This is a genomic window from Metapseudomonas boanensis (assembly GCF_018704125.1).
Classification (GTDB): Bacteria; Pseudomonadota; Gammaproteobacteria; order Pseudomonadales; family Pseudomonadaceae; genus Metapseudomonas; species Metapseudomonas boanensis.
In genome coordinates this window covers 184,237-208,576 of the sequence record NZ_JAGTIS010000008.1, presented here as the reverse complement: position 1 = coordinate 208,576, position 24,340 = coordinate 184,237, and the positions used below count along the sequence as shown (strand labels likewise).

Annotated in this window: 24 protein-coding genes; 14 read left to right on the top strand and 10 right to left on the bottom strand. The window is 63.8% G+C overall.

Annotated features, from left to right (window positions below; all coding sequences use genetic code 11):
- Positions 1-385: 385 nt before the first annotated feature.
- A complete protein-coding gene (ribBA, locus tag J7302_RS16215; protein WP_215376922.1) occupies positions 386-1,495 on the bottom strand; it encodes a bifunctional 3,4-dihydroxy-2-butanone-4-phosphate synthase/GTP cyclohydrolase II in 1,110 nt (369 codons plus the stop codon).
- A gap of 81 nt (positions 1,496-1,576) precedes the next feature.
- Between ribBA and J7302_RS16210 the strand changes: the two genes are divergently transcribed.
- On the top strand, positions 1,577-1,870 hold the full coding sequence (locus J7302_RS16210; protein ID WP_215376919.1) for a DUF1330 domain-containing protein: 294 nt from the start codon (positions 1,577-1,579) through the stop codon (positions 1,868-1,870).
- Between the two features lie 117 nt (positions 1,871-1,987).
- Here the strand turns inward: J7302_RS16210 and J7302_RS16205 are convergent, their stop codons facing one another.
- The 8 genes from J7302_RS16205 to J7302_RS16170 all read right to left on the bottom strand — a co-directional run bounded on the left by J7302_RS16205 (position 1,988) and on the right by J7302_RS16170 (position 10,139).
- Entirely contained in the window at positions 1,988-2,551 is a 564-nt protein-coding gene (locus J7302_RS16205; RefSeq protein WP_215376916.1) for an NUDIX hydrolase, read from the bottom strand.
- A gap of 4 nt (positions 2,552-2,555) precedes the next feature.
- Positions 2,556-3,308: a GntR family transcriptional regulator gene (locus J7302_RS16200; RefSeq protein ID WP_215376913.1), complete on the bottom strand. Its 753-nt coding sequence runs from the start codon at positions 3,306-3,308 to the stop codon at positions 2,556-2,558.
- A 79-nt stretch (positions 3,309-3,387) separates the two neighbouring features.
- Positions 3,388-3,777 carry a carboxymuconolactone decarboxylase family protein gene (locus tag J7302_RS16195; protein ID WP_215377097.1) on the bottom strand — a complete coding sequence of 130 codons (390 nt, stop codon included), beginning with the start codon at positions 3,775-3,777 and terminating at the stop codon, positions 3,388-3,390.
- A gap of 144 nt (positions 3,778-3,921) precedes the next feature.
- Complete coding sequence (locus tag J7302_RS16190) at positions 3,922-4,407, bottom strand: flavin reductase family protein (RefSeq protein ID WP_215376909.1); 486 nt, start codon at positions 4,405-4,407, stop codon at positions 3,922-3,924.
- Between the two features lie 13 nt (positions 4,408-4,420).
- Positions 4,421-5,902 (bottom strand): aldehyde dehydrogenase, encoded by a 1,482-nt coding sequence (locus J7302_RS16185; RefSeq protein ID WP_215376906.1) that lies wholly within the window; start codon positions 5,900-5,902, stop codon positions 4,421-4,423.
- The gene (locus tag J7302_RS16180; protein ID WP_215376903.1) at positions 5,899-6,732 is read right to left on the bottom strand and encodes an alpha/beta fold hydrolase; all 834 of its coding nucleotides are present in this window, start codon (positions 6,730-6,732) and stop codon (positions 5,899-5,901) included. The genes J7302_RS16185 and J7302_RS16180 overlap by 4 nt, the downstream gene beginning before the upstream one ends.
- A gap of 26 nt (positions 6,733-6,758) precedes the next feature.
- A complete protein-coding gene (locus J7302_RS16175) occupies positions 6,759-7,349 on the bottom strand; it encodes an amino acid synthesis family protein (RefSeq protein ID WP_215376900.1) in 591 nt (196 codons plus the stop codon).
- A gap of 372 nt (positions 7,350-7,721) precedes the next feature.
- Complete coding sequence (locus J7302_RS16170) at positions 7,722-10,139, bottom strand: bifunctional diguanylate cyclase/phosphodiesterase (RefSeq protein WP_215376897.1); 2,418 nt, start codon at positions 10,137-10,139, stop codon at positions 7,722-7,724.
- Positions 10,140-10,454: 315 nt separating this feature from the next.
- On the opposite strand from J7302_RS16170, the gene J7302_RS16165 reads away from it, so the two are divergent.
- The 6 genes from J7302_RS16165 to J7302_RS16140 all read left to right on the top strand — a co-directional run bounded on the left by J7302_RS16165 (position 10,455) and on the right by J7302_RS16140 (position 17,018).
- Positions 10,455-11,696, top strand: coding sequence for an SfnB family sulfur acquisition oxidoreductase (locus J7302_RS16165; protein ID WP_215376894.1), 1,242 nt, complete (start codon positions 10,455-10,457; stop codon positions 11,694-11,696).
- A gap of 10 nt (positions 11,697-11,706) precedes the next feature.
- On the top strand, positions 11,707-12,915 hold the full coding sequence (locus tag J7302_RS16160) for an SfnB family sulfur acquisition oxidoreductase (protein ID WP_215376891.1): 1,209 nt from the start codon (positions 11,707-11,709) through the stop codon (positions 12,913-12,915).
- A complete protein-coding gene (locus tag J7302_RS16155; protein WP_215376888.1) occupies positions 12,915-14,363 on the top strand; it encodes an LLM class flavin-dependent oxidoreductase in 1,449 nt (482 codons plus the stop codon). Before J7302_RS16160 ends, J7302_RS16155 begins: the two co-directional genes overlap by 1 nt.
- Positions 14,364-14,401: 38 nt before the next feature.
- Positions 14,402-15,199 (top strand): MetQ/NlpA family ABC transporter substrate-binding protein, encoded by a 798-nt coding sequence (locus J7302_RS16150; RefSeq protein WP_215376885.1) that lies wholly within the window; start codon positions 14,402-14,404, stop codon positions 15,197-15,199.
- A gap of 102 nt (positions 15,200-15,301) precedes the next feature.
- Positions 15,302-16,381 (top strand): methionine ABC transporter ATP-binding protein, encoded by a 1,080-nt coding sequence (locus tag J7302_RS16145; protein WP_215376882.1) that lies wholly within the window; start codon positions 15,302-15,304, stop codon positions 16,379-16,381.
- Positions 16,365-17,018: a methionine ABC transporter permease gene (locus J7302_RS16140; RefSeq protein ID WP_215376879.1), complete on the top strand. Its 654-nt coding sequence runs from the start codon at positions 16,365-16,367 to the stop codon at positions 17,016-17,018. Before J7302_RS16145 ends, J7302_RS16140 begins: the two co-directional genes overlap by 17 nt.
- 186 nt (positions 17,019-17,204) lie before the next feature.
- On the opposite strand, the gene msuE is transcribed toward J7302_RS16140, so the two are convergent.
- The gene (gene msuE / locus J7302_RS16135) at positions 17,205-17,768 is read right to left on the bottom strand and encodes an FMN reductase (RefSeq protein WP_215376876.1); all 564 of its coding nucleotides are present in this window, start codon (positions 17,766-17,768) and stop codon (positions 17,205-17,207) included.
- Between the two features lie 276 nt (positions 17,769-18,044).
- Between msuE and J7302_RS16130 the strand changes: the two genes are divergently transcribed.
- The 7 genes from J7302_RS16130 to J7302_RS16100 all read left to right on the top strand — a co-directional run bounded on the left by J7302_RS16130 (position 18,045) and on the right by J7302_RS16100 (position 24,294).
- A complete protein-coding gene (locus J7302_RS16130; RefSeq protein ID WP_215376873.1) occupies positions 18,045-19,115 on the top strand; it encodes a sigma-54 interaction domain-containing protein in 1,071 nt (356 codons plus the stop codon).
- Between the two features lie 384 nt (positions 19,116-19,499).
- Positions 19,500-20,138, top strand: coding sequence for a peroxiredoxin (locus J7302_RS16125; RefSeq protein ID WP_215376870.1), 639 nt, complete (start codon positions 19,500-19,502; stop codon positions 20,136-20,138).
- A gap of 117 nt (positions 20,139-20,255) precedes the next feature.
- Positions 20,256-21,221, top strand: a complete 966-nt coding sequence (locus tag J7302_RS16120) for a sulfonate ABC transporter substrate-binding protein (RefSeq protein WP_215376867.1) — start codon at positions 20,256-20,258, stop codon at positions 21,219-21,221.
- 94 nt (positions 21,222-21,315) lie between these two features.
- Positions 21,316-22,464 carry an FMNH2-dependent alkanesulfonate monooxygenase gene (gene ssuD / locus J7302_RS16115; RefSeq protein ID WP_215376864.1) on the top strand — a complete coding sequence of 383 codons (1,149 nt, stop codon included), beginning with the start codon at positions 21,316-21,318 and terminating at the stop codon, positions 22,462-22,464.
- 10 nt (positions 22,465-22,474) lie between these two features.
- On the top strand, positions 22,475-23,257 hold the full coding sequence (gene ssuC / locus J7302_RS16110; RefSeq protein ID WP_394359093.1) for an aliphatic sulfonate ABC transporter permease SsuC: 783 nt from the start codon (positions 22,475-22,477) through the stop codon (positions 23,255-23,257).
- Positions 23,254-24,054 carry an aliphatic sulfonates ABC transporter ATP-binding protein gene (gene ssuB, locus J7302_RS16105; RefSeq protein WP_215376860.1) on the top strand — a complete coding sequence of 267 codons (801 nt, stop codon included), beginning with the start codon at positions 23,254-23,256 and terminating at the stop codon, positions 24,052-24,054. Before ssuC ends, ssuB begins: the two co-directional genes overlap by 4 nt.
- 24 nt (positions 24,055-24,078) lie before the next feature.
- Positions 24,079-24,294, top strand: a complete 216-nt coding sequence (locus J7302_RS16100; protein WP_043252087.1) for a TOBE domain-containing protein — start codon at positions 24,079-24,081, stop codon at positions 24,292-24,294.
- The last annotated feature ends 46 nt before the right edge of the window (positions 24,295-24,340 follow it).

Here is a 24,340-nt window from a genome sequence, read left to right as displayed (position 1 = left end):
AGAGCGACCGTGCCGGATGCTGTTGTTCGTGCTGTTCCTTGCGGGGGCACTCGGCAAATAGTTCGGCCTACGGAATGTCATATTATGGTATTCCAAACTTTGTGCAAGTCCTCCGCGTTGCCAGTTATCGCTGTTACCGCTGCAAGCCGCGCCATTGGGACGAATGGTTGGGTGCGCGGCATCCCTTCGGGCGCGCTTGTGGGGGCGAATTCATTCGCGAAGGGCTGCGCAGTTGCCCCATTGGCCTTTCAGGGCGGACCTTCGGCCTGCTCAGCGAATGATTTCACCCCTGTAGCCCGGATGATGGGTATCGCTGCGCTCCACCCGTCCTACAAGGGCCTGATTCGTAGGATGGGTGGAACAACGCGATCCTCATCGCCTTGGTTCAGCCCTCGAACGGAATGGTCTCCACCACCTCCAGGTCGTAACCGGTCAGCCCTGCGTACTTCAGCGGAGCGCCCAGGTGGCGCAGCTTGCCGACGCCCAGGTCCTGGAGAATCTGCGCACCGGTGCCTACCTCGGAATAGATGCGCGACTGCGAACGACTGAACTGCCGGCGTGGCTGGGTCAGTTGCGGTATGCGTTCCAGCAGCGCTTGCGAGGATTCGTTATTGGCCAGCACCACGACCACGCCATGTCCGGCTTCGGCAACCTTCTCCAGGGCCGCCCAGAGGGTCCAGTTCTTTGGCCCGGTGTACTCAGCGCCGACCAGGTCACGCAGCGGGTCGATGACGTGCACGCGCACCAAGGTCGGTTCGTCACGGCGGATGTCACCCATGACCATGGCCAGGTGTACGCCACCCTCGATGCGGTCCTCAAAGGTGACCAGGCGGAAGGTGCCATGGACCGTGGGCAGTTCGTGCTCGCCGATACGGGTGACGGTGTGCTCGGTGCTCAGGCGGTAGTGAATGAGGTCGGCGATGGTGCCGATCTTGATCCCGTGCTTCTCGGCAAAGGCTTCCAGATCGGGTCGGCGGGCCATGCTGCCATCATCGTTCATCACCTCGACTATCACCGAGGCGGGGCCGAATCCGGCCAGGCGCGCCAGGTCGCAGCCGGCCTCGGTGTGTCCGGCGCGGGTCAACACACCGCCTTCGCGGGCGCGTAGTGGGAAGATATGGCCGGGCTGCACCAGGTCTTCGGCACAGGCTTCTGGTGCTACGGCGGTGAGCACGGTGTGGGCACGGTCGGCGGCGGAGATGCCGGTGGTGACGCCGGTGGCGGCTTCGATGGAGACGGTGAAGGCGGTGGCGAATGCGCTGCCGTTGGTGGGAACCATCTGTTCCAGGCCAAGGCGATCACAGTGTTCGTCGGTCAATGTCAGGCAGATCAGGCCGCGGGCTTCGCGGGCCATGAAGTTGATGGCATCGGGCGTACACATTTCCGCCGCCAGCAGCAGGTCGCCCTCATTCTCGCGGTCCTCGTCGTCGACCAGGAGGACCATCTTTCCCTGACGGTAGTCTTCGATGATTTCTTCGATGCGGTTGAACGGCATGGCGGTGTACCTGGTGTAGATGGCATGATGGATAATCTGGTATACCATAATACCAATTTTGCCGAAACAACTGAGGTCACCATGAAGGCTTACTGGATTGCCCACGTCGATGTGACGGACCCAACCCAATACAGCGAATACACCCGTCGTGCTCCGGCTGCTTTTGCCCAGTATGGCGGCAAGCTGCTCGCCCGTGGCGGCCGCTCCCAGGCGATGGAGGGGCGGGCGACACCGCAGCGCAGTGTGGTCATCGAGTTCACTTCCTACGAGCAGGCACTGGCCTGTTATCACTCACCTGAATACCAGGAGGCCTGCCGGTACCGCGAGAGCGCTGCGCGTGCTGAAGTGATAATAGTCGAGGGGGTGGAGGTGTAGGTTGGGCCGGGCAGCGTTCTGCCGAGCTGAGCGAAGCCCAAGATTGCCGTGGCAGGAGGTCGGGATTGTTGGGCTTCGCTAGGCGCTGCCTAACCTACAAGAAGGCGGAGAGCCGGATTACCGGATGAAATGAATCTTCCCGGTATCGTCATTGCCTATGTAGATCCCATACACCCCGGCTTGGCGCTCCTCGATATAGCGCTCGAGGATCTGCCGGATTGCCGGGTAGTAGATGCTCTCCCAGGGGATCTCCTCGGGGGCGAAGAAGCGGTAGTCGAGGGTTTCCGGCCCATGCTGGCCAGTCACTTCGACTGCCGAGGCGCGGAAGATGATGTACACCTCGCTGATCTTCGGCACGCTGAAGATGGAGTAGGGTGAGATGATCTCGGCGCGCACGCCGCTCTCTTCCCATACCTCGCGCAGAGCCGCCTGCTCGGTGGTTTCGCCGTTCTCCATGAATCCTGCCGGCAGGGTCCAGGTGCCGGGGCGCGGCGGAATGGCGCGCTGGCATAGCAGATACTTGCCGTCCTGCTCGATGATGCAGCCGGCAATGACCTTGGGGTTTTCGTAGTGGATGTAGCCGCAGCCTGCGCAGATCAGCCGTTCGTGGGTATCCCCGGCAGGTTGCCGGCGGCTCAGTTCACCTGAGCCGCAGTGGGGGCAGAAGCGCAGGGTGGGCATGGCATCAGCGTCCTATGCGCGGCTCTTTGAGGGCGATGGGCATGGCCATGTCGCGTACCTTGCCCGGCTCGTCCTGCTTGGACTTGAGATAGTCCAAGGCCACTTTGGCAGCAGCGCGGACGTGGTCAACCGAGGCCTGGTGAGCAGCGAGCGGGTCGCCGCTCTTGATCGCCTCGACGATGCGCTCCATCTCCAGGTTGCTAGCCCCGCGGCGGTTGGCCTGGGACACGGAGGTCGCACGCAGGTAGCTGATGCGCGCCTGCAGCTGGCGCAGTTGGGTGGCGGCGATGTGGTTGCCGGAACCTTCCAGCAGCACATCGTAGAAGCCTTGCACGGAGTCCAGGACCTGCTGCAGTTCGCCTTCTTCGAGGGCTTTGCGGTTTTCCTCGAGGGCCTTTTCCAGGGCGCGGATGTCCTTGGCCTTGGCGTTGAGGGTGAAGAGCTGGACGATCAGGCCTTCGAGCACGCAGCGCAGCTCGTAGATGTCGCAGGCATCTTCCAGGGTGATGATCGCCACGCGTGGACCCTTGGCATCGGCGAACTCCACCAGGCCTTCGGACTCGAGATGGCGCAGGGCTTCGCGTACCGATGTACGGCTGACACCGAGGCGGTCGCACAGGTCGCGCTCTACCAGGCGGTCACCGGGTAGCAGCTGGAAGTTCAGGATGGCGCCGCGCAGCTTGTCGAGCACGATCTCGCGCAAGGTGACGGGATTGCGGTTGACCTTGAAGCTGTCGTCGAGGGGCAAGCGTTTCATGTGGTCCGCTCTGGTTATGGCTGTCCGTAGGATGAACGACGGAGCCGGGTGGGGCTCCGCCATCGACTGGCGCCAGCAATCAACCCTGGTTTTCGGCATCGGCCTCGGCGAAGGCTTCGCGAGCGATGCGGAAACTGTCCACTGCCGCCGGAACGCCGCAATAGATACCGACCTGAAGCAGGATTTCACGGATCTGCTCACGGCTCAGGCCATTGCGCAGGGCGCCGCGAACATGCAGCTTCAATTCATGCGGCCGGTTGAGTGCCGAAATCATGGCCAAGTTTATCATGCTGCGTTCTTTCAGCGACAAACCCTCCCGGCCCCAGACATGGCCCCAGCAGTATTCGGTGACCAGTTCCTGCAGGGGGCGGGTGAAGTCGTCGGCGTTCTGGATCGACTTGTTCACATAGGCCTCGCCCAGCACCTGGGTGCGGATCTCCAGGCCTTTTTCGTATTTCTCGTTGCTCATGAAAGGCTGCTCCTGTTCGGTACCCGTGTAGGAACGAGCTTGCTCGCGAATGACCAGGTTCGCGAGCAAGCTCGCTCCTACAGGGCTCCAGCAACAAAAAAGGGCCGCTGCCGAGAGTGGCGACGGGCGGCCCTGAAGGGTGACTCAGGCGATATCCGGCAGGGCGCCGAGCTTGCCCCGGTGGTAGACCATGGGCGTCACCTCCTCCTTGGGCAGGATCAGGTTCTTCACCGCGCCGACGATGATGGCGTGGTCGCCACCGTCGTATTCGCGCCACAGCTCGCATTCGATGATGGCAGTGGCCTTGGGCAGCAGCGGGTTGCCCAGCTCGCTCAGGTGCCACTCGATGCCCAGGGCCTTGTCCTTGCCCTTTTTGGCGAAGGCATAGGCCTCGGCCTGCTGGTCGGCACAGAGCAGATGGATGGCGAACTGCTTGCTATCGCGCAGGATCGGGTAGGTGTCCGAGGCGTAATTGGGGCAGAACAGCACCAGGGGCGGGTCGATGGACAGGGCGCTGAAGGCGCTGGCGGTGATGCCGACAATCTCGCCGTCGCTGTCCAGGGTCGTGACCACGGTGACGCCGGAGGGAAAGGAGCCCATCACTTCTTTGTAGATGCCGGGTTCGATCATCTCGATTCTCCTCTCAACGCATCACGAAGGGGTCGGGCATGGGCGCTTGCGAGAGGTTGATCCACACCGTTTTCAGTTCGGTATAGGCCAGCACCGAGTCGATGCCGCTCTCGCGGCCGTAGCCGCTGTTGTGGAAACCGCCGATGGGTGCCATCGCGGACACCGCACGGTAAGTGTTGACCCAGATGATTCCGGAACGCACGTCGCGAGCCATGCGATGGGCGCGGCCCAGATCGCGGGTCCAGATGCCGGCGGCGAGGCCGAACTGGGAGTCGTTGGCGATCGCCAGCGCTTCGGCCTCGTCCTTGAAGCGAATGACCGAGGCCACCGGGCCGAAGACCTCTTCCTGCATGATCTTCATCGAGTTGCGGTCGCACTCGAACAGGGTTGGCTCGTAGTACCAGCCTTTGCCATCCACTTCCGGGCGCTTGCCACCCAGGCGCAGGCGCGCACCCTCGGCCAGGGCGTCGGCGACCAGGCCTTCAACCACAGCGAGTTGCTGTGCGGTGGCCATGGGACCCATCTCGCTGCTTTCGTCCTGCGGATTGCCGATGCGGATGCGCTGGGCGCGGGCGACCAGGCGCTCGACGAACTCGTCGTAGATTTCGTCCTGCACCAGCAGGCGCGAGCCGGCCACGCAGCTTTGCCCGGAGGCGGCATAGATGCCGGCCACGGCACCATTGATGGCGCTGTCCAGGTCGGCGTCGGCGAAGATGATGTTCGGCGACTTGCCGCCCAGCTCCAGGGATAGCTTGGCGAAGTTCTCTGCGCTGCTGCGCACTACGTGGCGTGCGGTCGCGGCGCCGCCGGTGAAGGCGATCTTGCGCACCAGAGGGTGACGGGTGAGGGCGGCGCCGGTGCTGGGGCCAAAGCCGGTAACCACGTTGACTACGCCCGCCGGAATACCCGCTTCAAGCGCCAGCCGGGCCAGCTCGAGGATGGTCGCCGAGGCGTGTTCGGAGGGCTTGAGCACGATAGTGTTGCCAGCGGCCAGGGCTGGGGCCAGCTTGATTGCGGTGAGGTACAGCGGGCTGTTCCACGGGATGATCCCGGCCACCACGCCCAGCGGCTCGTGCACCGTGTAGGCGAACAGGTCGGGCTTGTCCAGTGGCAGGGTGCCGCCTTCGAGCTTGTCGGCGAGGCCTGCGGTGTAGTGGAAGAACTCCGGCAGGTAGCCGACCTGGCCGCGGGTCTCGCGGATCAGCTTGCCGTTGTCGCGGCTCTCCAGTTGCGCCAGGTGCTCCTTGTTCTCGGCGATCAGGTCGCCCAGGCGGCGCAACAACTTGCCCCGTGCGGTGGCCGTCAGGCCTCGCCAGGCGGGGCTTTCGAAAGCTTTCTGCGCGGCCTGGACCGCGCGCTCGACGTCCGCTTCATCGGCATCGGGCAGTTCCGCCCAGGGCTCGGCCAGTGCCGGATTAATGCTTTGGAAGGTCTTGCCGGACAGCGCATCGACCCATTGTCCATCGATGCACATCTGGAAGCGTGCGAGCGTCATGCGACGATCCCCTTTGCTTGATTCTGTGAGGACTGCGCGCGGTGGAGGAAGTCCAGCAGCATCTGGTTGACCAGGCGCGGCGACTCCACCGGCATCATGTGGCGTTGCTCGTCGAGCACGGCCACCTCGGCTCCGGGAATGCGCTCGGCCAACTGCCGGGCCATTTCGGGCGTCGATCCCGGGTCCAGTTCGCCGGTGGCGACCAGGGTCGGTACCTGGATGCTGCCCAGATCATCGACCCGATACATGTCCTGGGTGGCGAACAGCTCATAGGTAGTCAGATAGCCCTGCGGATCGTTACTGGCAAGGGTCTGGCGGATGGCTGCGATCTGTGCCGGGTTGGCTGCCTGGTACTCGCGGCTGAACCAGCGGGACAAGGCGGCTTCGGCGTTGGCATCCGGACCATGTTCGGCGGCCTGACGAGTGCGCTCGATCACGCCAGCGCGCTGCTCGGCGCTGCGGTTGAACACACTGTTGAGGATGACCAGGCCTTCCAGGCGCTGCGGGTAGTGCAGGGCGAAGGCCCGTGCCACCAGGCCGCCCATCGAGAAGCCGATGACGGTGGCCAGAGGAACCTGCAGGTGCTCCAGCAACTCGTGCAACTGGTCGGCATAGCCGGCCAGCCCGGTGCCCGGCTGAGGGCGCGGGCTGGAGCCGTGGCCGAGCATGTCGTAGGCGATGACCTGGAAGTCCGGCGCGAGGCCGACGATCTGGCCGCCCCACATCTCTTTGTTCAGGCCGACGCCGTGGATCAGTACCACGGGGTGGCCTTGGCCGGTCGCCAGATAGCTGGTGCCGGCCGGGGTGCGTTCAGCGGTGAGCCGAATCATGGATCGCTCCTGCACGGGCCTTGGGGTCACTGGGCCTGCTCGGCAGCCAGTTCTTCCAGATCGATGTAGCGGTTGCCGATGCGCGGGTGCAGGCGGCCACCGTCGGCGGCACCCAGGACGACGACGATCTCGTCGGCGCGCGGTGCGTCTTCGATCTGCATTTCCAGGGTGATGTAGTGGGAGCGCAGGCCCTCGTCGTCCTTGTGCATCATCGGGATCTGGATGGAGGTGCCCGGGCCGCCGCGTTTGTTGGTGAAGCTCAGGTAGCTCTTGGCGTTCACCGCCTGGCGGTAGTGATTGCCGAAGCGCAGGGTGTGGATCACGGCAGAGGCGTGCTCGATCTCACCGTCTGCACCGACCACGGCTGCCTTGCCGTAGGCCTCGATCTTTGCAGCACCGCCGATGGTGGCGGTCAGGCGCTCGACCATCATGGCGCCGAGGTCGGAACAGTTGGCCTTGATTTCTGGCTTGAGGTCTTCGACGAAGCCACGGCCGAGCCATGGGTTCTTGATCACTACAGCGAGGCCCACCATGGTCACCGGCTTATCAGTGGCTTTGCCGCCCTCGATGAAGGTTTCCTCGACGTAGGTGACGATCTTGCGAATCTCGAAACTCATTGGACGCTCCTGGTGCAGTGAATAGGGGGCGGTGCTGTCGGCACCTTGTTTGGTATCATGGTATACCATAATACGTCTTGCGCAAGTCAAGCTTTCAAATCGCCGTTCATCGCCCGAGCCGCTGTGTTCTGTGGGCTCGCCATTAGGCGCTTTCGCCGGCGGAGACGCAGGATCGAATTGATGGTTTATGGTATACCATAATACGTAATGCTGGGTAGCCTGACAGCTACCGACTATCCGAAGGTAGGAGTGGGCGGAGCAGGAGGTTTGCGCGCTGTGGTCGGGAAAATGAAGAGGCAGGCGGCGGGATCGGCCCGTCGCCTAACTGCAAAGGAAGTCAAAGGCTGAGGGGGCGGGGTTGTCAGGGGGCTCTCAGTGCCACGCCGACTGCTTCTCCCAAGCCTTGAACTGATCCGCCGGAATTGGTTGGCTGATTCGGTAGCCCTGGGCGATGTCGCAGCCGAACTGCCCCAATTGGGTCAGGGTGAGTTGGTCCTCCACCCCTTCGGCAACGACCGTCAGGTCGAGGTTGTGGGCGAGTTCGATGATCGAGCGCACGATCTTCGCCGAGCCGTCGTTGCTGGTCATGTCGGTGACGAAGGACTGGTCGATCTTCAGCGAATCCACCGGCAGTTTCTGCAGGTAGGCCAGCGAGGAGTAGCCGGTGCCGAAGTCATCGATAGTCAGGTGGGATTCGAGTTTCTTCAGTTCACACAGGGTGTCCAGCGCCGCGACAGGGTCTTCCATCAGGGCGCTTTCGGTCAGTTCGAACTCGATCCAGTGCGGCTTGGCGCCCCAGGTGGCGAAGGAGCCGCGGATGCGCTCCAGTAAGCGCGGGTCGCGCAGGTCGTGAGCGGACAGGTTGACCGAGATCGGCCGCTCATCACCCTCTTCATGCCACGCATAGCGCTGGCCCAGCGCGGTATCCAGCACCCAAAGGGTGAGTGGTGTGATCAGGCCGGTGTTCTCCGCCAGTTTGACGAACTCGTCCGGAGGCAACATGCCGTGTTGCGGATGACGCCAGCGCACCAGGGCTTCGGTGCCACAAACCTTGTTGCTGGAGATCTGGATTTTCGGTTGGTAATAGAGCAGCAGCTCATTGCGGTCGATGGCGCGGCGCAGGTCGCCCATCAGCGTCAGGTGCTGGGCGCACTCCTGGTCGAGGCCACCCTGGAACAGGGCGAAGCCTGCATTCGAGCGTTTGGCCTGCTCCATGGCGCTGCCGGAGCGGCGAATCAGCGCTTCCGGGTCAGTGCCGTGGCCCGGGAAGAGGGAGATGCCGATGCTCGCGCGGGCTTCCAGATAGAGTCCGGAAAGCTCCACCGGCTCATACAGCGCCACCAGGATCTGCTTCGCCAACTGCGAGGCCTGCTCGGCGCCCCCATTGGGCATCAGCACGGCGAACTCGCACTCACCCATGCGTGCGACAGGCCGGTCGGGCCCCACAGCCTGGGTCAGGCGCGTGGCGATTTCCAGTTGCAGGCGGTCGCCCTCGCGGTAGCCCAGGGTTTCATTGATTTCCTGATTGCGGGCGATTTCCAGATGCAGCACAGCGAACGACCGCCGCTCCTGGCGGGCGTTGGCGATTGCGTCCTCCAGCAGCTCGCGCAGGCGTACTCGATTCGGTAGGCCGGTGAGCAGGTCGGTATAGGCCATGCGCCGGACAGTCGCTTCGGCTTCCATGGCCCGGGCGCGGGTGCGCAGGGTGGAAATGCCGAAACTCAGATCGTTCGCCGTGGCTTGTAGCAGGCTGACTTCTTGTTCATCGAAGGCGTCGGGGCTGCCGGCCATGATCAGCAGCATGCCGATCAACTCGTCCTCAATCAGCAACGGGAGCACCAGGGCTGCGCTGTAGCCGCGCTCGAGCGCTTCGCTGCGCAATGGCATATCGCTGATGTTGGCCAAGTCGCGCATCACCACCGGATGGCCTGTCGCCAGCCGGTTTTCCAGGTCGCGGATGAAGGCCATACCTTCGGCACTGGCGCGCCAAGTCGTCCCCACGCTGAGGAAGCCTTCATCGAAACCGTGATAGGCCATGGGGCGGGAAGGTTGCTCGTCGTCCTTCTGGCGATAGTTCACCCAGGCCAGGCGGTAGCCGCAGTCGTCGACCAACACGCGGCAGATTTCCTTGAGCAGGGGCACCTCGTCCGTGGCATGGATCACGGCATGGTTGACGGCCACACGTGTCGACAGGGCCCGGTTCAACGCCGCGACCTGGAGTTCTGCCTGGCGCCGCCTGGCCTTGATGCGCAAGGCCTCGATGCCGAACGCCAGGTCTTCGGCCGCTTCGCTGAGCAGTTCGACTTCCCGTTCACCGAAGGCGTCGGGCTCCGACGCGCAGATGCCGATGCCACCGAAGATTTCCCCTTCAACGCGCAGCGGCAGGGAAAGGACCGAGGCGATTCCGTGGACGATGGCGCTCTCGCGCCAAGGCGTGACCTTGGGATCGGTCAGGATGTCACGGCTGATGGTCGGCCTTCCGGTGCGGATCGCCGTGCCAGTCGGGCCACGACCGCGTTCGCGGTCAGCCCACGTCATGTGGAGTGAATCGACATAAGCTTGTTCAAGTCCGGCGTGGGCCACGGGTGTCACGCTCTGCTCGGCATCGCGTTCGGCCCGACCGATCCACGCCAGGCGGTAACCAGCCTCTTCGACGATCACCCGGCAGATTTCCTGAAGCAGGAAGCCTTCATCCTCGGCTCGCAGCAGCGCGCGGTTGCTCCCACTCAGTGTGCGCAGGGCCCGATTCAGGTATTCGAGCTCCTCGCTGGATGCGCAGTACTCAGACATCGCCATCCTCCACTTCAGGGACTTCGCGGTTGAAGTATAGAGCCCGGCAGCCTCGCGGGCGGGCGGGCCTCCGAACGGTCCAGATAGGGCTCGCCCTGCAATCAGGTATTTGCCACTGGCTGCCAAGCTGGCGAACTGTTGCTACAGCAACACCAGAGCAACAGATTGCGTGCCTTGGCGCGTTGCAAGTGTTGGATATATTTGTAAGTAATTGATATTAAAGGATTTATAGATCAGGCATGGGATGTGCTTCAGCCCTCTGTACGCAAGGCCGCGGCTGTTCGCGGCGATACAGCAGAGAGTAGAGAGTTGCCCATGACGTACCGCCAGACCTCAGCACACGAGGTACTCAATGATGAAGCGCCGCCGTTACTGCCAGCCGCGCTGATCGAGGACGATGCACAGGCTCTGCACGCGGCTCACGAGGTGGCGAAGCTGGCCAGGGAGCACGCCGCACAACGGGACCGTGAGCGCCAACTGCCCTGGCGCGAGCTGGAGCTGTTCACCCGGCTGGGCTTGGGCGGCATCCGAATTCCGCGCCAATACGGCGGGGCGGAAGTCTCCCATGTCACCCTCGCTGAGGTTTTCCGCATCATCTGCGCCGCCGACCCGGCCCTGGGGCAGATTCCGCAGAACCAGTTCGGCCTGCTCAGCGTGATCGAAAATGTCGGCAGCGAGGTGCAGAAGCGCAAGGTCTTCGCCGGCATTCTCGCCGGCCGCCGCCTGGCGAACGCCGGGCCCGAGCGCAATAGCCGCAACACCCTGGAGATCACCGCGCGCATCACCCGCAGCGACGCAGGCCTTTCGGTCAGTGGCGAGAAGTTCTATTCCACCGGCGCGCTGTTCGCTCATTGGGTGGCAGTGAAGGCCATCGATGACGACGGCGTGGGGGTGCTCGGTTTGGTGGCACGCGGCGTTCCCGGCCTGCGCATCGTCGACGACTGGTCCGGCTTCGGCCAGCGCACCACCGCCAGCGGCACCGTGCAGCTGGATCAGGCCCCGGTGGCCGATGACCTGGTGTTCCACAACAGCCTTCTCTCCGAGGTGCCGAGCCTGCAGGGCGCGCTGTCGCAGCTGATCCAGGCCGCTATCGACGCCGGGATCGCCGAGGCGGCGCTGGACGACGCCATCGCCTTCGTCCGCGAACACTCGCGGCCCTGGGTGGAGGCGAACGTCGAGCGCGCCAGCGAAGAGCTCTACACCATCGCCGAGGTCGGTCGCCTGAAGGTTGAGCTGAACGCCGCCAATGCACTGCTGGAGCGAGCTGGCCAGGTGCTGGATGAAGTGAGCGCCAGGCCGGTCGACGCCGAGTCTGCTGCCCGTGCCTCCATCGCTGTGGCCGAGGCCAAGGTGCTCACCACCGAAATCGCCCTGGCTGCCAGCGAGAAGCTCTTCGAGCTGGCCGGCAGCCGCGCCACGCTGGCCGAGTTCAACCTTGACCGCCATTGGCGCAACGCCCGCGTGCACACGCTGCACGACCCGGTGCGCTGGAAGGTCCACGCCGTGGGCAACTACCACCTCAATGGCGCCAAACCGGCGCGCCACTCCTGGATCTGAGGAGTCTTTGATGACTATTGCGCAAAAGCATCCAATCCCTGCCGCGGCCATCATTCGTGATGACGTCGAAGCCCTCGACGTGGCTCGTCGCATCGCCGTCGAGTTCAGGCGCGGCGCCGCAGTCCGCGACTGCAACCGGCGCTTGCCTCATGCGGAGCTGGAAGACTTCAGCCGCTCCGGTCTGTGGGGCATCAGCGTGCCGAAAAAATTCGGTGGCGCCGGCGTCTCGCGAGTCACCCTGGCCCGTGTCATGGCCATCATCAGCGCCGCCGACAGTTCCCTCGGGCAGATTCCGCAGAACCACTTCTACGCGCTGGAAGTGCTGCGGGTGAACGGCAGCAAGACCCAGCAGCGTCGCCTGTTCGCTGCCGCCCTGGCGGGAGAGCGTTTCGGCAATGCCCTGGCCGAACTGGGAACGCGCACCGCCAACGATCGCACCACGCGGCTGGCCAAGGAGGGTGCCGGTTACCGCATCCACGGTCGCAAGTTCTACTGCACCGGCGCCCTCTACGCCCAGCGTGTGCCTACGCTGGTGGTCGCCGAGGACGGCCACCAGTACCTGGCCTATGTGTCGCGCAATGCGCCGGGCCTGGTGGTGATCGATGACTGGTCCGGCTTCGGCCAGCGCACTACCGGCAGCGGCTCGGTGGTGTTCGAGAATGTGCCGGTGCGCACCGAAGACCTGGTGTCCTTCCAGGCGGCCTTCGAGCGCCCCACAACGGTGGGCCCTTTCGCGCAGATCCTGCATGCTGCGATCGACGCCGGCATCGCCCGTGCTGCTTTAGAGGATGCCCTGGCGTTCGTCCGCGAGCGCTCGCGGCCGTGGATCGATTCCGGGGTCGACAAGGCCAGCGACGACCCGCTGACCATCCATGAGTTCGGCCGCCTGGCGATCCGCCTGCACGCCGCTGAAGCCATCCTCGAGCGCGCCGGTCGCATTCTCGATGTCGCCACCGCCGAGCCCACTGCGGAGACGGTGGCTGCTGCTTCCATCGCCGTGGCCGAGGCCCGCGCGCTGACCACCGAGATCTCTCTCTCAGCCGGCAGCAAGCTGTTCGAACTCTCCGGTACCCGCGCCAGCCTCTCCGAGCACAACCTCGACCGCCACTGGCGCAACGCCCGCGTGCACACGCTGCACGACCCGGTGCGCTGGAAGTATCACGCGGTGGGTAATTACTACCTCAACGGCCAGCTGCCGCCGCGCCGGGGGACGATCTGATGGGCAAGAAGCAGATCCTCCTCAACGCCTTCAACATGAACTGCGTGGGGCATATCAACCACGGCCTCTGGGCGCACCCGCGCGACCGCTCTGCCGAATACAAGAATCTCGCCTACTGGACCGAACTGGCGCAGTTGCTGGAGCGCGGGCTGTTCGACGGGCTGTTCCTCGCCGACATTGTGGGCGTCTACGACGTCTACCAGGGCGGCGTGGAGCTGACCCTGAAGGAGAGCATCCAGCTGCCGGTGAATGACCCGCTCATGCTGGTCTCGGCCATGGCCGGAGTGACCCGGCACCTGGGCTTCGGCATTACCGCCAACCTGAGTTACGACGCGCCTTACCTGTTTGCCCGGCGCATGTCGACGCTGGACCACCTGAGCGACGGTCGCGTGGGCTGGAACATCGTCACCGGCTACCTGGAAAGCGCCGCCCGCGCCATGGGCCTGGCGCAGCAGATGGAGCATGACCGCCGTTATGACCAGGCCGACGAATACCTGGAGGTGCTCTACAAGCTGTGGGAAGGCAGCTGGGAGGAGGGCGCGGTCATCAATGACCGTCAGCGCCGCATCTATGCCCAGCCCGGGAAAGTGCACAAGGTCGAGCACCGCGGCGAGTTCTTCAATGTGGAGGGCTACCACCTTTGCGAGCCCTCGCCGCAGCGCACGCCGGTGCTGTTCCAGGCCGGCTCATCAAGCCGGGGCCTGCGCTTTGCCGGCGAGCATGCCGAGTGCATATTTATCAGCGGCAACAACAAGGCCGCCACTCGCGCCCAGGTGGACAGGGTGCGCGCCGCCGCCCTGGACTCCAGGCGTGACCCGCAGGCGGTTAAAGTGTTCATGGGCATCAGTGTGATCGTCGCGCCGACTGAGGCCGAGGCACGCGCCAGGTACGCCGAGTACCTCGCCTACGCCAGCGCCGAAGCCGGCGTAGCGCATTTCGCCAGCTCCACCGGAGTCGACTTCGCCCACTTCGGTCTGGACGAGCCGATCCCCTACGTGAAAACCAATGCCATCGAGTCGGCCGCCAGCAAGCTCAGGGATAACCGCCTGACCCGTCGGCAACTGCTGGAGCAGCACGCCCTCGGCGGGCGTTACATCCTGCTGGTGGGATCGCCGGCCCAGATAGCCGACGAGCTGGAAGACTGGGTGGCGGAAACCGGGCTGGACGGCTTCAACCTGACCCGCATCGTCACCCCGGAAAGCTACGCCGACTTCATCGACCTGGTGATCCCCGAACTGCAGAGCCGGGGCTCGTACAAGACCGCCTACGCCGAGGGCACGCTGCGGGAAAAGCTGTTTGGCCAGGGGCCGCATTTACCCAGGAGCCACAAAGGCGCCGCTTTTTCTGTGGGAGCGAATTCATCCGCGAAGCAGCCCGAAGGGCAGCCCACGCACATCCAGGTGAGCGCTGCGCGTTCTAGCACGAATGAACTCGCTCCCACCATTTAATGCCCCTTACAGACCCCTGAACTCCAAGGAACCCAACCATGCGCAAACCCATTCTCAAAGCCCTTACCCTGGGCCTCCTGCTCGCCGCTGGCCTGGCCCACGGTGCCGACACCAAAACCCTCAAGGTCGGTACCACGGCCGCCTTTGCCCCGCCGCTGGAAGTCGCCGTGGAGGAAGCGGCCAAGCAAGGCCTGAAGGTCGAGCTGGTGGAGTTCACCGATTGGAACTCGCCGAACCTCACCCTGGCCGCCGGTGATATCGACGTGAACTACTTCCAGCACGGGCCCTTCCTGGAAAACGCCAGGAAGGAGGGCGGTTTCCCCTTGCAGCCTTTCGCCCCCGGCGTGATCAACAACGTCGGCCTCTACTCGAAGAAGTACCAGGCCATCGCCGATCTGCCGAAAGGCGCGAGGGTGGCCATCGCCAACGACCCCATCAATGGCGGCCGCGGCCTGCAGCTCTTGCAGAAGGCAGGGCTGCTCAAGCTGAAGGCGGGTGTCGGTTACAGGGCGACGCTCGAAGACATTGTCGAGAATCCCAAGCACATCGAGATCATCGAGCTGGAAGCCGTACAACTGGTGCGCGCGCTGGATGACGTCGACCTGGCCCAGGGTTACCCGCACTACATCCGCCTCGCCGGAACCCTCGATCCCAATGGCGCGCTGCTATTCGACGGTATTGAGAACAAGGAATACGTCATCCAGTTCGTCACCCGCGCCGACTACAAGGACGACGGCCGCCTGAGCAAGTTCGTCGACATCTATCAGCACTCGCCGCAAGTACGCGCCGCCCTGGATAAGGCCCACGGCAAGCTCTACCAGCCGGGTTGGGAGTAACCGTTAAACAGGGGAGCCCTGCTTTTTGTGGGGGCGAATTCATTCCCCCCACACGGAAAAGCAGCCCGAGCCACGCGCAATAACGAAATACGAGAGGCCCTCATGGTCAGTTTCAACCGCAATCTAAGCCTGGACCTGCCGCATATTCGCCTGCTGGGGCTGGGCAAGGCCTATCAGGGCAGCAAGGGGCCGGTGCAGGCCCTGCACAGCATCGATCTGGAGATCCGTCGCGGCGAGGTGTTCGGCATCATCGGTCGCAGCGGAGCCGGCAAGTCGTCGCTGATCCGCACCCTCAACCGCCTGGAGAAGCCCACCGCCGGTCAGGTGGTCATCGACGAAGAGGACATCGGCCAGTTCGACGAGAAGCAGCTGGTTCTGCTGCGCCGTCGCGTCGGCATGATCTTCCAGCACTTCAACTTGATGTCGGCCAAGACTGTCTGGCAGAACGTCGCCCTGCCGCTGAAGGTGGCCGGCGTTGGCAAGCCAGAGATCGAGCGCAAGGTGGCAGAGTTGCTGCAGCTGGTGGGTCTGGCCGAGAAGCGCGACGCCTACCCGGCGCAACTCTCCGGCGGGCAGAAGCAGCGCGTGGGCATTGCCCGGGCGCTGGTGCATCAACCGGAAATCCTCCTTTGCGACGAGGCTACGTCAGCGCTGGACCCGGAGAGCACGCAGGCGATCCTGGCGCTGCTGCGTGACATCAACAAGCGCCTTGGCCTGACCATTGTGCTGATCACCCATGAGATGACGGTGATCCGCGAGATCTGCGACCGCGTGGTTGTGCTGGAGCGAGGCCACGTGGTGGAACAGGGGCCGGTCTGGCAGGTGTTCGGCGAGCCGCGCAATGAGGTCACCCGCACCTTGCTCGGCACCCTGCGCCATGACTTGCCGGAGGACCTGCTGGCACGCCTGCACAACCAACCGCAGCCTGGCGTCAACGAGCTGCTACTGGGCCTGCACTTCACCGGCGCCAGCGGCCGGGAACCCGACCTGCTGGCCATCGCCCAGGCGCTGGGTACGCGGGTGAGCCTGCTGCACGGTGGCATCGACCGCATCCAGGGGCGCGCCCAGGGCCACCTGCTGCTCAGCGTGGCACTGACGGGGCAGGGCAGCGGCGACCTGCAGGAGCGCACACGAACGTTGGCGGACAAGGCGGAGGTGCTTGGCTATGTCGCCCATGCTTGATCGTTTACTGCAGGGTTTGCTGGACACACTGCTGATGATCGGCGCGTCCTCGGCCATCGTCCTGCTGGTGGGCATTCCGCTGGCGCTGGTGCTGGTCACAACCGGGCCGGGCGGGATCTTCGAGGCGCGGTTGCTCAACCGTTCGTTGGGCAGCGTGGTCAACGTGCTGCGTTCGATTCCCTTCCTGATCCTGATGGTGGCGCTGATTCCCTTCACTCGGTTGATCGTCGGCACCAGCTACGGCGTTTGGGCCGCGGTGGTACCACTGACCATCGCCGCTACGCCGTTCTTCGCGCGTATCGCCGAGGTGAGTCTGCGGGAGGTGGATTTCGGCCTGGTGGAAGCGGCGCAGGCCATGGGCTGCCAGCGCCACCACATCGTTTGGAACGTCCTGCTGCCGGAGGCGCGGCCAGGCATCGTCGGCGGCTTCACCATCACGCTGGTGACCATGATCAACTCCTCGGCGATGGCCGGCGCCATCGGTGCGGGAGGCTTGGGCGACCTGGCCTACCGCTACGGCTACCAGCGTTTCGACACCCAGATCATGCTCACGGTGATCATCCTGTTGGTGGTGCTGGTGACGTTGATCCAGTTCGGTGGGGACCGGTTTGCGCAGTTGCTGAACAAGCGGGCCTGAGTGCCTTCTCACAGGGTTTGCCGGACTGGATTGGCACGGTGCTGCATTGGCTCGATGCCTGTAGGTTGGGCAGAGCGAAGCGAAGCCCAACACAGCTGATCCCGATGTTGGGCCTCGATCCCAGAGCAACCTCTGCCTGCTGCCAGTCCTGCCAGCAGGCGTACGCCGAGAATCACTGAGCGTTGGTCAGGCAATTTTCCTGAGGGGATCGAGAGCGGCGCCGAACAAAGGCGCCGCGCGTTCTGCCGCCAGCTGGATGCGGGCTTTCAGCGCTTCGCTGCTGATCTGGTAGTTCTGGAAGTCGGCCTCCGAGGCATACACGCCAATCGGCAGCGTGAGCGACTGGAAGAAGCTGAACAGTGGGCGCAGCTGGTGGTCGAGCACCAATGCATGGCGGTCACTGCCGCCCGTGGCCGCCAGCAGGACCGGGGTGCCGATCAGGGCATTCATGTCGATGAGATCGAACAGGTGCTTGAACTGGCCGGGGTAAGAGCCGCGATAGACTGGCGCCGCGACGATCAGCAGGTCGGCCGATTCGATGGCGCGCAGCTCATGCTCGACGATCTCGGGCAGCTCCTTGCGCGACAGCGCGCCACCCAGCGGGCGAGCGATATCGCCCAACTCGATGATATGGCTGTCGATACGCAGGTGCTTTTCCACCTCGGCGATGATCGCCTGGGTCAGCACCTGGGTACGTGAGGGGCGGTAGGTGCCGCCGGAGACGGCGACGACTTTGATCGGATGGCTCATGAAGCATTCCTTGGTGATGTTGCGTGGTGTACAGCGGCCAGAGGCAAGAGCCATACCAAGGGCTGAAGTGTGCGGAATCAGTGCAGTTGCGCGGATTTCCATCGCGCTTTGCTGGCGACCGGGCAGCAGTTGTGCTGTTCGACTGTTGCGGGAGCAGCACGTCGCGTGAAAGTAGATATATTCCAATATGGTCTATATAAATATTAATTAATAATTATTTAGTCTATTGAGGATGGTGCAATATTCCTCGGCGCTCTACGACGCAAGGAATCCGAGATGTCGCTGCTGACCCATCCCAACGCCCGTGAGCTGACCAAGTCGGTCAGGGCCACCGTGCTGGTATTCAAGGACCCGCGCTCAGCGGAACTGCTCGATCGCATCGAGCGTCTCGCACCGAGTGAGGCTAATGCACTGATCATCGGCGAGACCGGGACTGGCAAGGAGCTGGTGGCCCGGCATATCCACAATCTGAGCCGTCGCAGCAAGGGGCCTTTCGTGGCCGTTAACTGCGGTGCTTTTCCCGAGAGCCTGGTGGAAAGCGAGCTGTTCGGCCATGAAAAGGGTGCCTTCACCGGCGCTACCAGCAGTAAGGCGGGCTGGTTCGAGACGGCCAGCGGGGGGACGCTGTTTCTCGATGAGATCGGTGACCTGCCGCTGAATATGCAGGTCAAGCTGCTGCGGGTGCTGCAGGAGCGCGAGGTGGTGCGCCTTGGCTCACGCACGCCGATTCCGATCGATGTGCGCCTGGTGGCGGCGACCAACGTCAACCTGGCCGATGCGGTGGTTGCCGGGCACTTTCGCGAGGACCTGTTCTATCGCTTGCACGTGGCGACGATTCGCCTGCCGCCGCTGCGGGAACGGCCGGGCGATATCCTGCCATTGGCCGAGTTTTTCCTTGAAGAGCATTGCCAGCGCCTCGGTTACGTCCGCGCGCAGCTCAGCCCGGAGGCCGAGCGCAAGCTGCTGGGGCATGGCTGGCAGGGCAATATCCGAGAACTCGAGAACGCCATTCACCATGCCTTGCTGGTGTGCCGTCACCAAGTCGTGCAGCCTGCCGACCTGCACCTGGTCGAGATGCGCGGCGCTGCGGGCCGACAGGACGACTCGGGCCAATACAGTTCCGCGACTCGCGGGCCTGCAGATCTGGAGGCGGCGCTGAATGAGCTGTTCGAGCAAAACTTGCCGGACCTCTACGGGTATATCGAGGAAACCCTCTTTCGTGCGGCCTATCGCTTCTGCCATGGCAACCAGTTGCAGACCGGACGCCTGTTGGGCATCAGCCGCAATATCGTTCGTGCCAGGCTGGAGAAGATCGGCGAACTGACGGCTACCGTCCGGGCGAGCTGAGTCCGCTTCACCTACCTGCGCGGCGTAGATGTAGGCTGCGCCGTGCGCTCCGCAAATCGGTGTCGACAGACTCGGCTTTTGGCCTTGGTATAAGCACTGTCGCGGACTGAACGCCCTAAGAGCAGCCGCCAGATGGCATTCCACGGAGGCTGCTGCCTCTCTCCTTCCCTGCTGCCTTCAAACCCTACCGCCATGCCTCCTGCGTGCCGTCCAAGGCTTTGCAAGGGATGGCTCGCTTGTGCGTGGCTAGCTGTTGCGAGGGGAGGGCGTCCGCGGATTTTTATATTCAAAAGAGTAATAAACAAATTTTTATTTATTCTTTTTAATCCTTAGTGATCTTGCGCATAGTGAGCCCACACCACGCACTCACCCAAGGAGAAAAACGTGAGCATCCGTCTCGGTGACATCGCCCCCGATTTCGAACAGGACTCCAGCATCGGCCACATTCGCTTCCACGAATGGCTGGGCAACAGCTGGGGCGTGCTGTTCTCCCACCCCGCCGACTTCACCCCGGTGTGCACCACCGAGCTGGGCCTCACCGCCAAGCTCAAGGACGCCTTCGCCGAACGTGGCGTCAAAGCCATCGCGCTCTCGGTCGATCCGGCGGAGTCGCACATCAAGTGGATCGATGACATCAACGAAACCCAGGACACGCAGGTCAATTTCCCCATCCTCGCCGACGCCGATCGCAAGGTTTCCGGCCTGTACGACCTGATCCACCCCAACGCCAACGACACCCTGACGGTGCGCTCGTTGTTCATCATCGACCCGAACAAGAAGGTGCGCCTGATCATCACCTACCCGGCCAGCACCGGCCGCAACTTCAACGAAATCCTGCGGGTGATCGACTCGCTGCAGCTGACCGACAACCACAAGGTGGCGACTCCGGCCAACTGGCAGGATGGCGACGAGGTGGTGATCGTGCCCTCGCTCCAGGACCCGGACGAGATCCAGCAGCGCTTCCCGAAAGGTTACCGCACGGTGAAGCCCTACTTGCGCCTGACCCCACAACCCAACCGCTGATACGAGCCCCGTGCCGGGTCCACCCGCCACCCCATCCTCATAACGTCACACCCCCGCCTTACTGGTCCGCTAACGGACGAGCAGGCCGCCAAACCTGACACTGCAAAGGAGAGCGCCATGCGCACCATTACTTTGCGTCGGAGCCTGGTCGCCCTGTTCGCAGCGGCCATTTCCTTCGGCGCCATCACCCAAGCCCAGGCCGAAACTCTGCGAATCGGCTATCAGAAGTACGGCACTCTGGTCCTGCTCAAGGCCAAGGGTACCCTCGAGAAGCGCCTGGCGGAGAAGGGCATCGACGTCCAGTGGACGGAATTCCCCGGCGGCCCGCAGCTGCTGGAAGGGCTGAATGTCGGCTCCATCGATTTCGGCACCACCGGCGAAGCGCCGCCGATCTTCGCCCAGGCCGCCGGTGCGGACCTGCTCTACGTCGCCCATGAGCCGCCCGCGCCCACCAGCGAGGCGATCCTGGTGCCCAAGGGTTCGTCGCTGAAGTCCGTGGCCGACCTCAAGGGCAAGAAGGTCGCGCTGAACAAGGGCTCCAACGTGCATTACCTGCTGGTGCGCGCGCTGGAGGATGTTGGGTTGTCGATCAAGGACATTACCCCGGTTTACCTGCCACCGGCTGACGCGCGTGCCGCCTTCGAGCGTGGCAGCGTGGATGCCTGGGTTATCTGGGACCCCTTCCAGGCGGCCGCCGAGAGGCAACTGCAGGCCCGCAGCCTGCGTGATGGCAAGGACCTGGTGGCCAATCACCAGTTCTACCTGGCGGCCAAGCCTTACGCTGAGAAGCACCCGGACGTGCTAGGCGTGCTGGTCGAGGAAATCCGCGCCGTGGGTGAATGGACCCAGGCCAACAGCGAAGCGGCCACGATCCAGGTGGCGCCGCTTATCGGTCTCCCAGCGGACATCACTCGCCTTGCGGTCGAGCGCCAGACCTATGGTGCGCAGCTGATCAGCCCGCAGGTGGTGGAAGCCCAGCAGAAGATCGCGGACACCTTCAGCGACCTCCAGCTGATTCCCAAGCGCCTGAGCATCAAGGACGTGGTCTGGACCCCGCCTGCCAATCTCGCACAGGCCCGGTAGCGGCCAAGTCCCACTGCCGGGCCGCGCTCATGCATGACGCGCGGCCGGCAGCCTACGCGCCCGCTCCCTCGATTCGTCATAAGGAGACGACTCCATGAGCCTCAACATCTTCTGGTTCCTGCCTACCCACGGCGACGGCCACTATCTGGGCACCGCCGAAGGCGCACGCGCTGTCGATCACGGCTACCTCACGCAGGTCGCCCAAGCGGCCGATCGCCTTGGTTTTGGCGGAGTGCTGATCCCTACCGGGCGTTCCTGCGAAGACTCCTGGCTGGTTGCTGCGTCGCTGATTCCAGTGACCCAGCGGCTGAAGTTCCTAGTCGCGCTGCGGCCCGGGATCATCTCGCCGACGGTGGCCGCCCGCCAGGCTGCGACCCTGGATCGGCTGTCCAACGGTCGCGCCCTGTTCAACCTGGTCACCGGCGGTGATCCGGACGAGTTGGCCGGCGATGGCCTGCACCTGTCCCATGAAGAGCGCTACGAGGCCTCTGTGGAATTCACCCGCGTCTGGCGTCGGGTGCTGGAAGGCGAGACCGTCGATTACGACGGCAAGCATGTGCAGGTGAAGGGCGCCAAGCTGCTCTACCCGCCCATCCAGCAGCCGCGTCCACCGCTGTATTTCGGCGGCTCGTCCGAAGCTGCCCACGACCTGGCCGCAGAACAGGTCGAGCTGTATCTGACCTGGGGCGAGCCGCCGGCTGCCGTGGCTGAGAAGATTGCCCAGGTACGCGAGAAGGCCGCCAAGTTCGGCCGCAGCGTGCGCTTCGGCATCCGCCTGCATGTGATCGTGCGGGAGACCAATGAAGAGGCCTGGGCCGCCGCCAATCGGCTGATCAGCCATCTGGACGATGCCACCATCGCAAGGGCGCAAGCCGCGCTGGCGCGCTTCGACTCCGTTGGCCAGCAGCGCATGGCCGCGTTGCATGGCGGCAAGCGTGACAGGCTGGAAGTCGCACCCAACCTCTGGGCCGGCGTCGGACTGGTGCGCGGCGGTGCGGGTACCGCGTTGGTAGGCGACGGCCGGACGGTGGCGGCACGGGTCAAGGAATACGTGGAGCTGGGCATCGACACCTTCATCTTCTCTGGCTATCCGCACCTGGAGGAGTCCTACCGGGTGGCCGAGCTGCTGTTCCCGCACCTTGAATTTGCCCAGCCCGAGCGTCCGGAGTCCCGGGGCTACGTCAGCCCATTCGGCGAAATGGTGGCCAACGACATCCTGCCCAAAGCTGCAGCGCAGAGTTGAGGACCTGGTCATGACCCGTACTCTGTTTTTGCGTGCTGCGCCCTGGGTGCTGCCCCTGATCTTGCTGGCAGTCTGGCAGGCCGCGGTGAGCCTAGGCCTGCTGTCCACGCGCATCCTGCCAGCGCCGAGTGCCGTGCTGGAGGCGGGGTGGGCTCTGTTGGCGAGTGGCGAAATCTGGAAACACCTGGCCATCAGCGGTCAGCGCGCGGCCATTGGTTTTGCCATCGGCGGCGCCATTGGCCTGGTCCTTGGCTTCATCACTGGCCTGTCGCGCTGGGGTGAGCGCCTGCTCGACAGCTCGGTGCAGATGATCCGCAATGTCCCGCACCTGGCGCTGATTCCGCTGGTGATCCTGTGGTTCGGAATCGACGAAGCGGCCAAGGTCTTCCTGGTTGCCCTCGGCACCTTGTTCCCGATTTACCTGAACACCTACCACGGCATCCGCAACGTCGACCCGGCGCTCGTGGAGATGGCCCGCAGCTATGGTCTGTCCGGCTTCAGTCTGTTCCGCCAGGTGATCCTGCCGGGCGCGCTACCCTCGATCCTGGTGGGCGTGCGTTTCGCCCTGGGCTTCATGTGGCTGACCCTGATCGTTGCCGAGACGATTTCGGCCAGCAGCGGCATCGGCTACCTGGCGATGAACGCCCGCGAGTTCCTGCAGACCGACATCGTTGTCCTGGCGATCCTGCTCTACGCCGTGCTGGGCAAACTGGCTGATGTCGCCGCCCGTTTGCTGGAGCGCCTGTGGTTACGCTGGCACCCGGCATATCAGGTCAAGGGAGGTGCGCAATGACCACCCTGCATACCCTCAAACGCGGAATACCGCTGGCGCTCAATGGCATCGGCAAGGCCTTTGGTGAGCGCCAGGTCCTGGCGGACATCGATCTGCACATTCCGGCTGGTCAGTTCGTCGCCGTCGTGGGCCGCAGCGGCTGCGGCAAGAGCACCTTGCTGCGTCTGCTGGCCGGCCTCGACCTGCCCAGCGGCGGTCAGCTGCTGGCGGGCAATGGTCCGCTGGCGGCTACGCGAGATGACATTCGCTTGATGTTCCAGGACTCACGCTTGCTGCCGTGGAAACGAGTGATCGAAAACGTCGGCCTCGGGCTCTCTGGCAATTGGCGCCCGCGGGCCCTGGAGGCCTTGGCAGCTGTTGGCCTGGCCGAACGTGCCGAGGATTGGCCGGCAGCACTGTCGGGTGGTCAGAAACAACGCGTGGCCCTGGCTCGCGCGCTGATCCACAAGCCGCACCTGCTGCTGCTCGACGAACCGCTCGGTGCGCTGGATGCGTTGACGCGAATCGAAATGCAGCAACTGATCGAGCGCTTGTGGCAGCAACATGGCTTCACCGTGCTGCTGGTGACCCATGACGTCAATGAGGCGGTGTCGATTGCCGATCGGGTGATCCTGATCGAAGAGGGCCAGGTCGGCCTGGATCTTTCGGTCGACCTGCAGCGCCCACGTCAGCGTGGCTCGGCGTGCCTGGCCGCGCTCGAAGCCGATGTGCTCAACCGTGTGCTGGCATTGCCCGAGCTGCCACCGCAGCCCGAGCCCGTTTCACCTCTGCCAACGCAATTGCGTTGGGCGCTTTAAGACCAACCCCCAAGGAGCAAGACCATGACCATCAAAGCCATCAACGTTCGCAACCAGTTCAAGGGAACCATCAAGGAGATCGTCATCGGTGACGTGCTCTCCGAAATCGACGTGCAGACCGCCGCGGGTGTCGTCACTTCAGTGATCACGACCCGTTCCGTACGTGAACTGGAGCTGCAGGTTGGCAGCGAAGTGATCGCATTCGTGAAGTCGACGGAGGTATCGATCGCCAAGCTGTGATCTGGGCAGGACGCCTGGCCACGTGGCCAGGCCGATGCGCGGAAAA

Coding starts and splice junctions, on each gene's coding strand:
- ribBA (WP_215376922.1), bottom strand. CDS start 1,495: ATGCCGTTCAACCGCATCGAAGAAATCATCGAAGACTACCGTCAGGGA.
- J7302_RS16210 (WP_215376919.1), top strand. CDS start 1,577: ATGAAGGCTTACTGGATTGCCCACGTCGATGTGACGGACCCAACCCAA.
- J7302_RS16205 (WP_215376916.1), bottom strand. CDS start 2,551: ATGCCCACCCTGCGCTTCTGCCCCCACTGCGGCTCAGGTGAACTGAGC.
- J7302_RS16200 (WP_215376913.1), bottom strand. CDS start 3,308: ATGAAACGCTTGCCCCTCGACGACAGCTTCAAGGTCAACCGCAATCCC.
- J7302_RS16195 (WP_215377097.1), bottom strand. CDS start 3,777: ATGAGCAACGAGAAATACGAAAAAGGCCTGGAGATCCGCACCCAGGTG.
- J7302_RS16190 (WP_215376909.1), bottom strand. CDS start 4,407: ATGATCGAACCCGGCATCTACAAAGAAGTGATGGGCTCCTTTCCCTCC.
- J7302_RS16185 (WP_215376906.1), bottom strand. CDS start 5,902: ATGACGCTCGCACGCTTCCAGATGTGCATCGATGGACAATGGGTCGAT.
- J7302_RS16180 (WP_215376903.1), bottom strand. CDS start 6,732: ATGATTCGGCTCACCGCTGAACGCACCCCGGCCGGCACCAGCTATCTG.
- J7302_RS16175 (WP_215376900.1), bottom strand. CDS start 7,349: ATGAGTTTCGAGATTCGCAAGATCGTCACCTACGTCGAGGAAACCTTC.
- J7302_RS16170 (WP_215376897.1), bottom strand. CDS start 10,139: ATGTCTGAGTACTGCGCATCCAGCGAGGAGCTCGAATACCTGAATCGG.
- J7302_RS16165 (WP_215376894.1), top strand. CDS start 10,455: ATGACGTACCGCCAGACCTCAGCACACGAGGTACTCAATGATGAAGCG.
- J7302_RS16160 (WP_215376891.1), top strand. CDS start 11,707: ATGACTATTGCGCAAAAGCATCCAATCCCTGCCGCGGCCATCATTCGT.
- J7302_RS16155 (WP_215376888.1), top strand. CDS start 12,915: ATGGGCAAGAAGCAGATCCTCCTCAACGCCTTCAACATGAACTGCGTG.
- J7302_RS16150 (WP_215376885.1), top strand. CDS start 14,402: ATGCGCAAACCCATTCTCAAAGCCCTTACCCTGGGCCTCCTGCTCGCC.
- J7302_RS16145 (WP_215376882.1), top strand. CDS start 15,302: ATGGTCAGTTTCAACCGCAATCTAAGCCTGGACCTGCCGCATATTCGC.
- J7302_RS16140 (WP_215376879.1), top strand. CDS start 16,365: ATGTCGCCCATGCTTGATCGTTTACTGCAGGGTTTGCTGGACACACTG.
- msuE (WP_215376876.1), bottom strand. CDS start 17,768: ATGAGCCATCCGATCAAAGTCGTCGCCGTCTCCGGCGGCACCTACCGC.
- J7302_RS16130 (WP_215376873.1), top strand. CDS start 18,045: ATGTCGCTGCTGACCCATCCCAACGCCCGTGAGCTGACCAAGTCGGTC.
- J7302_RS16120 (WP_215376867.1), top strand. CDS start 20,256: ATGCGCACCATTACTTTGCGTCGGAGCCTGGTCGCCCTGTTCGCAGCG.
- ssuD (WP_215376864.1), top strand. CDS start 21,316: ATGAGCCTCAACATCTTCTGGTTCCTGCCTACCCACGGCGACGGCCAC.
- ssuC (WP_394359093.1), top strand. CDS start 22,475: ATGACCCGTACTCTGTTTTTGCGTGCTGCGCCCTGGGTGCTGCCCCTG.
- ssuB (WP_215376860.1), top strand. CDS start 23,254: ATGACCACCCTGCATACCCTCAAACGCGGAATACCGCTGGCGCTCAAT.
- J7302_RS16100 (WP_043252087.1), top strand. CDS start 24,079: ATGACCATCAAAGCCATCAACGTTCGCAACCAGTTCAAGGGAACCATC.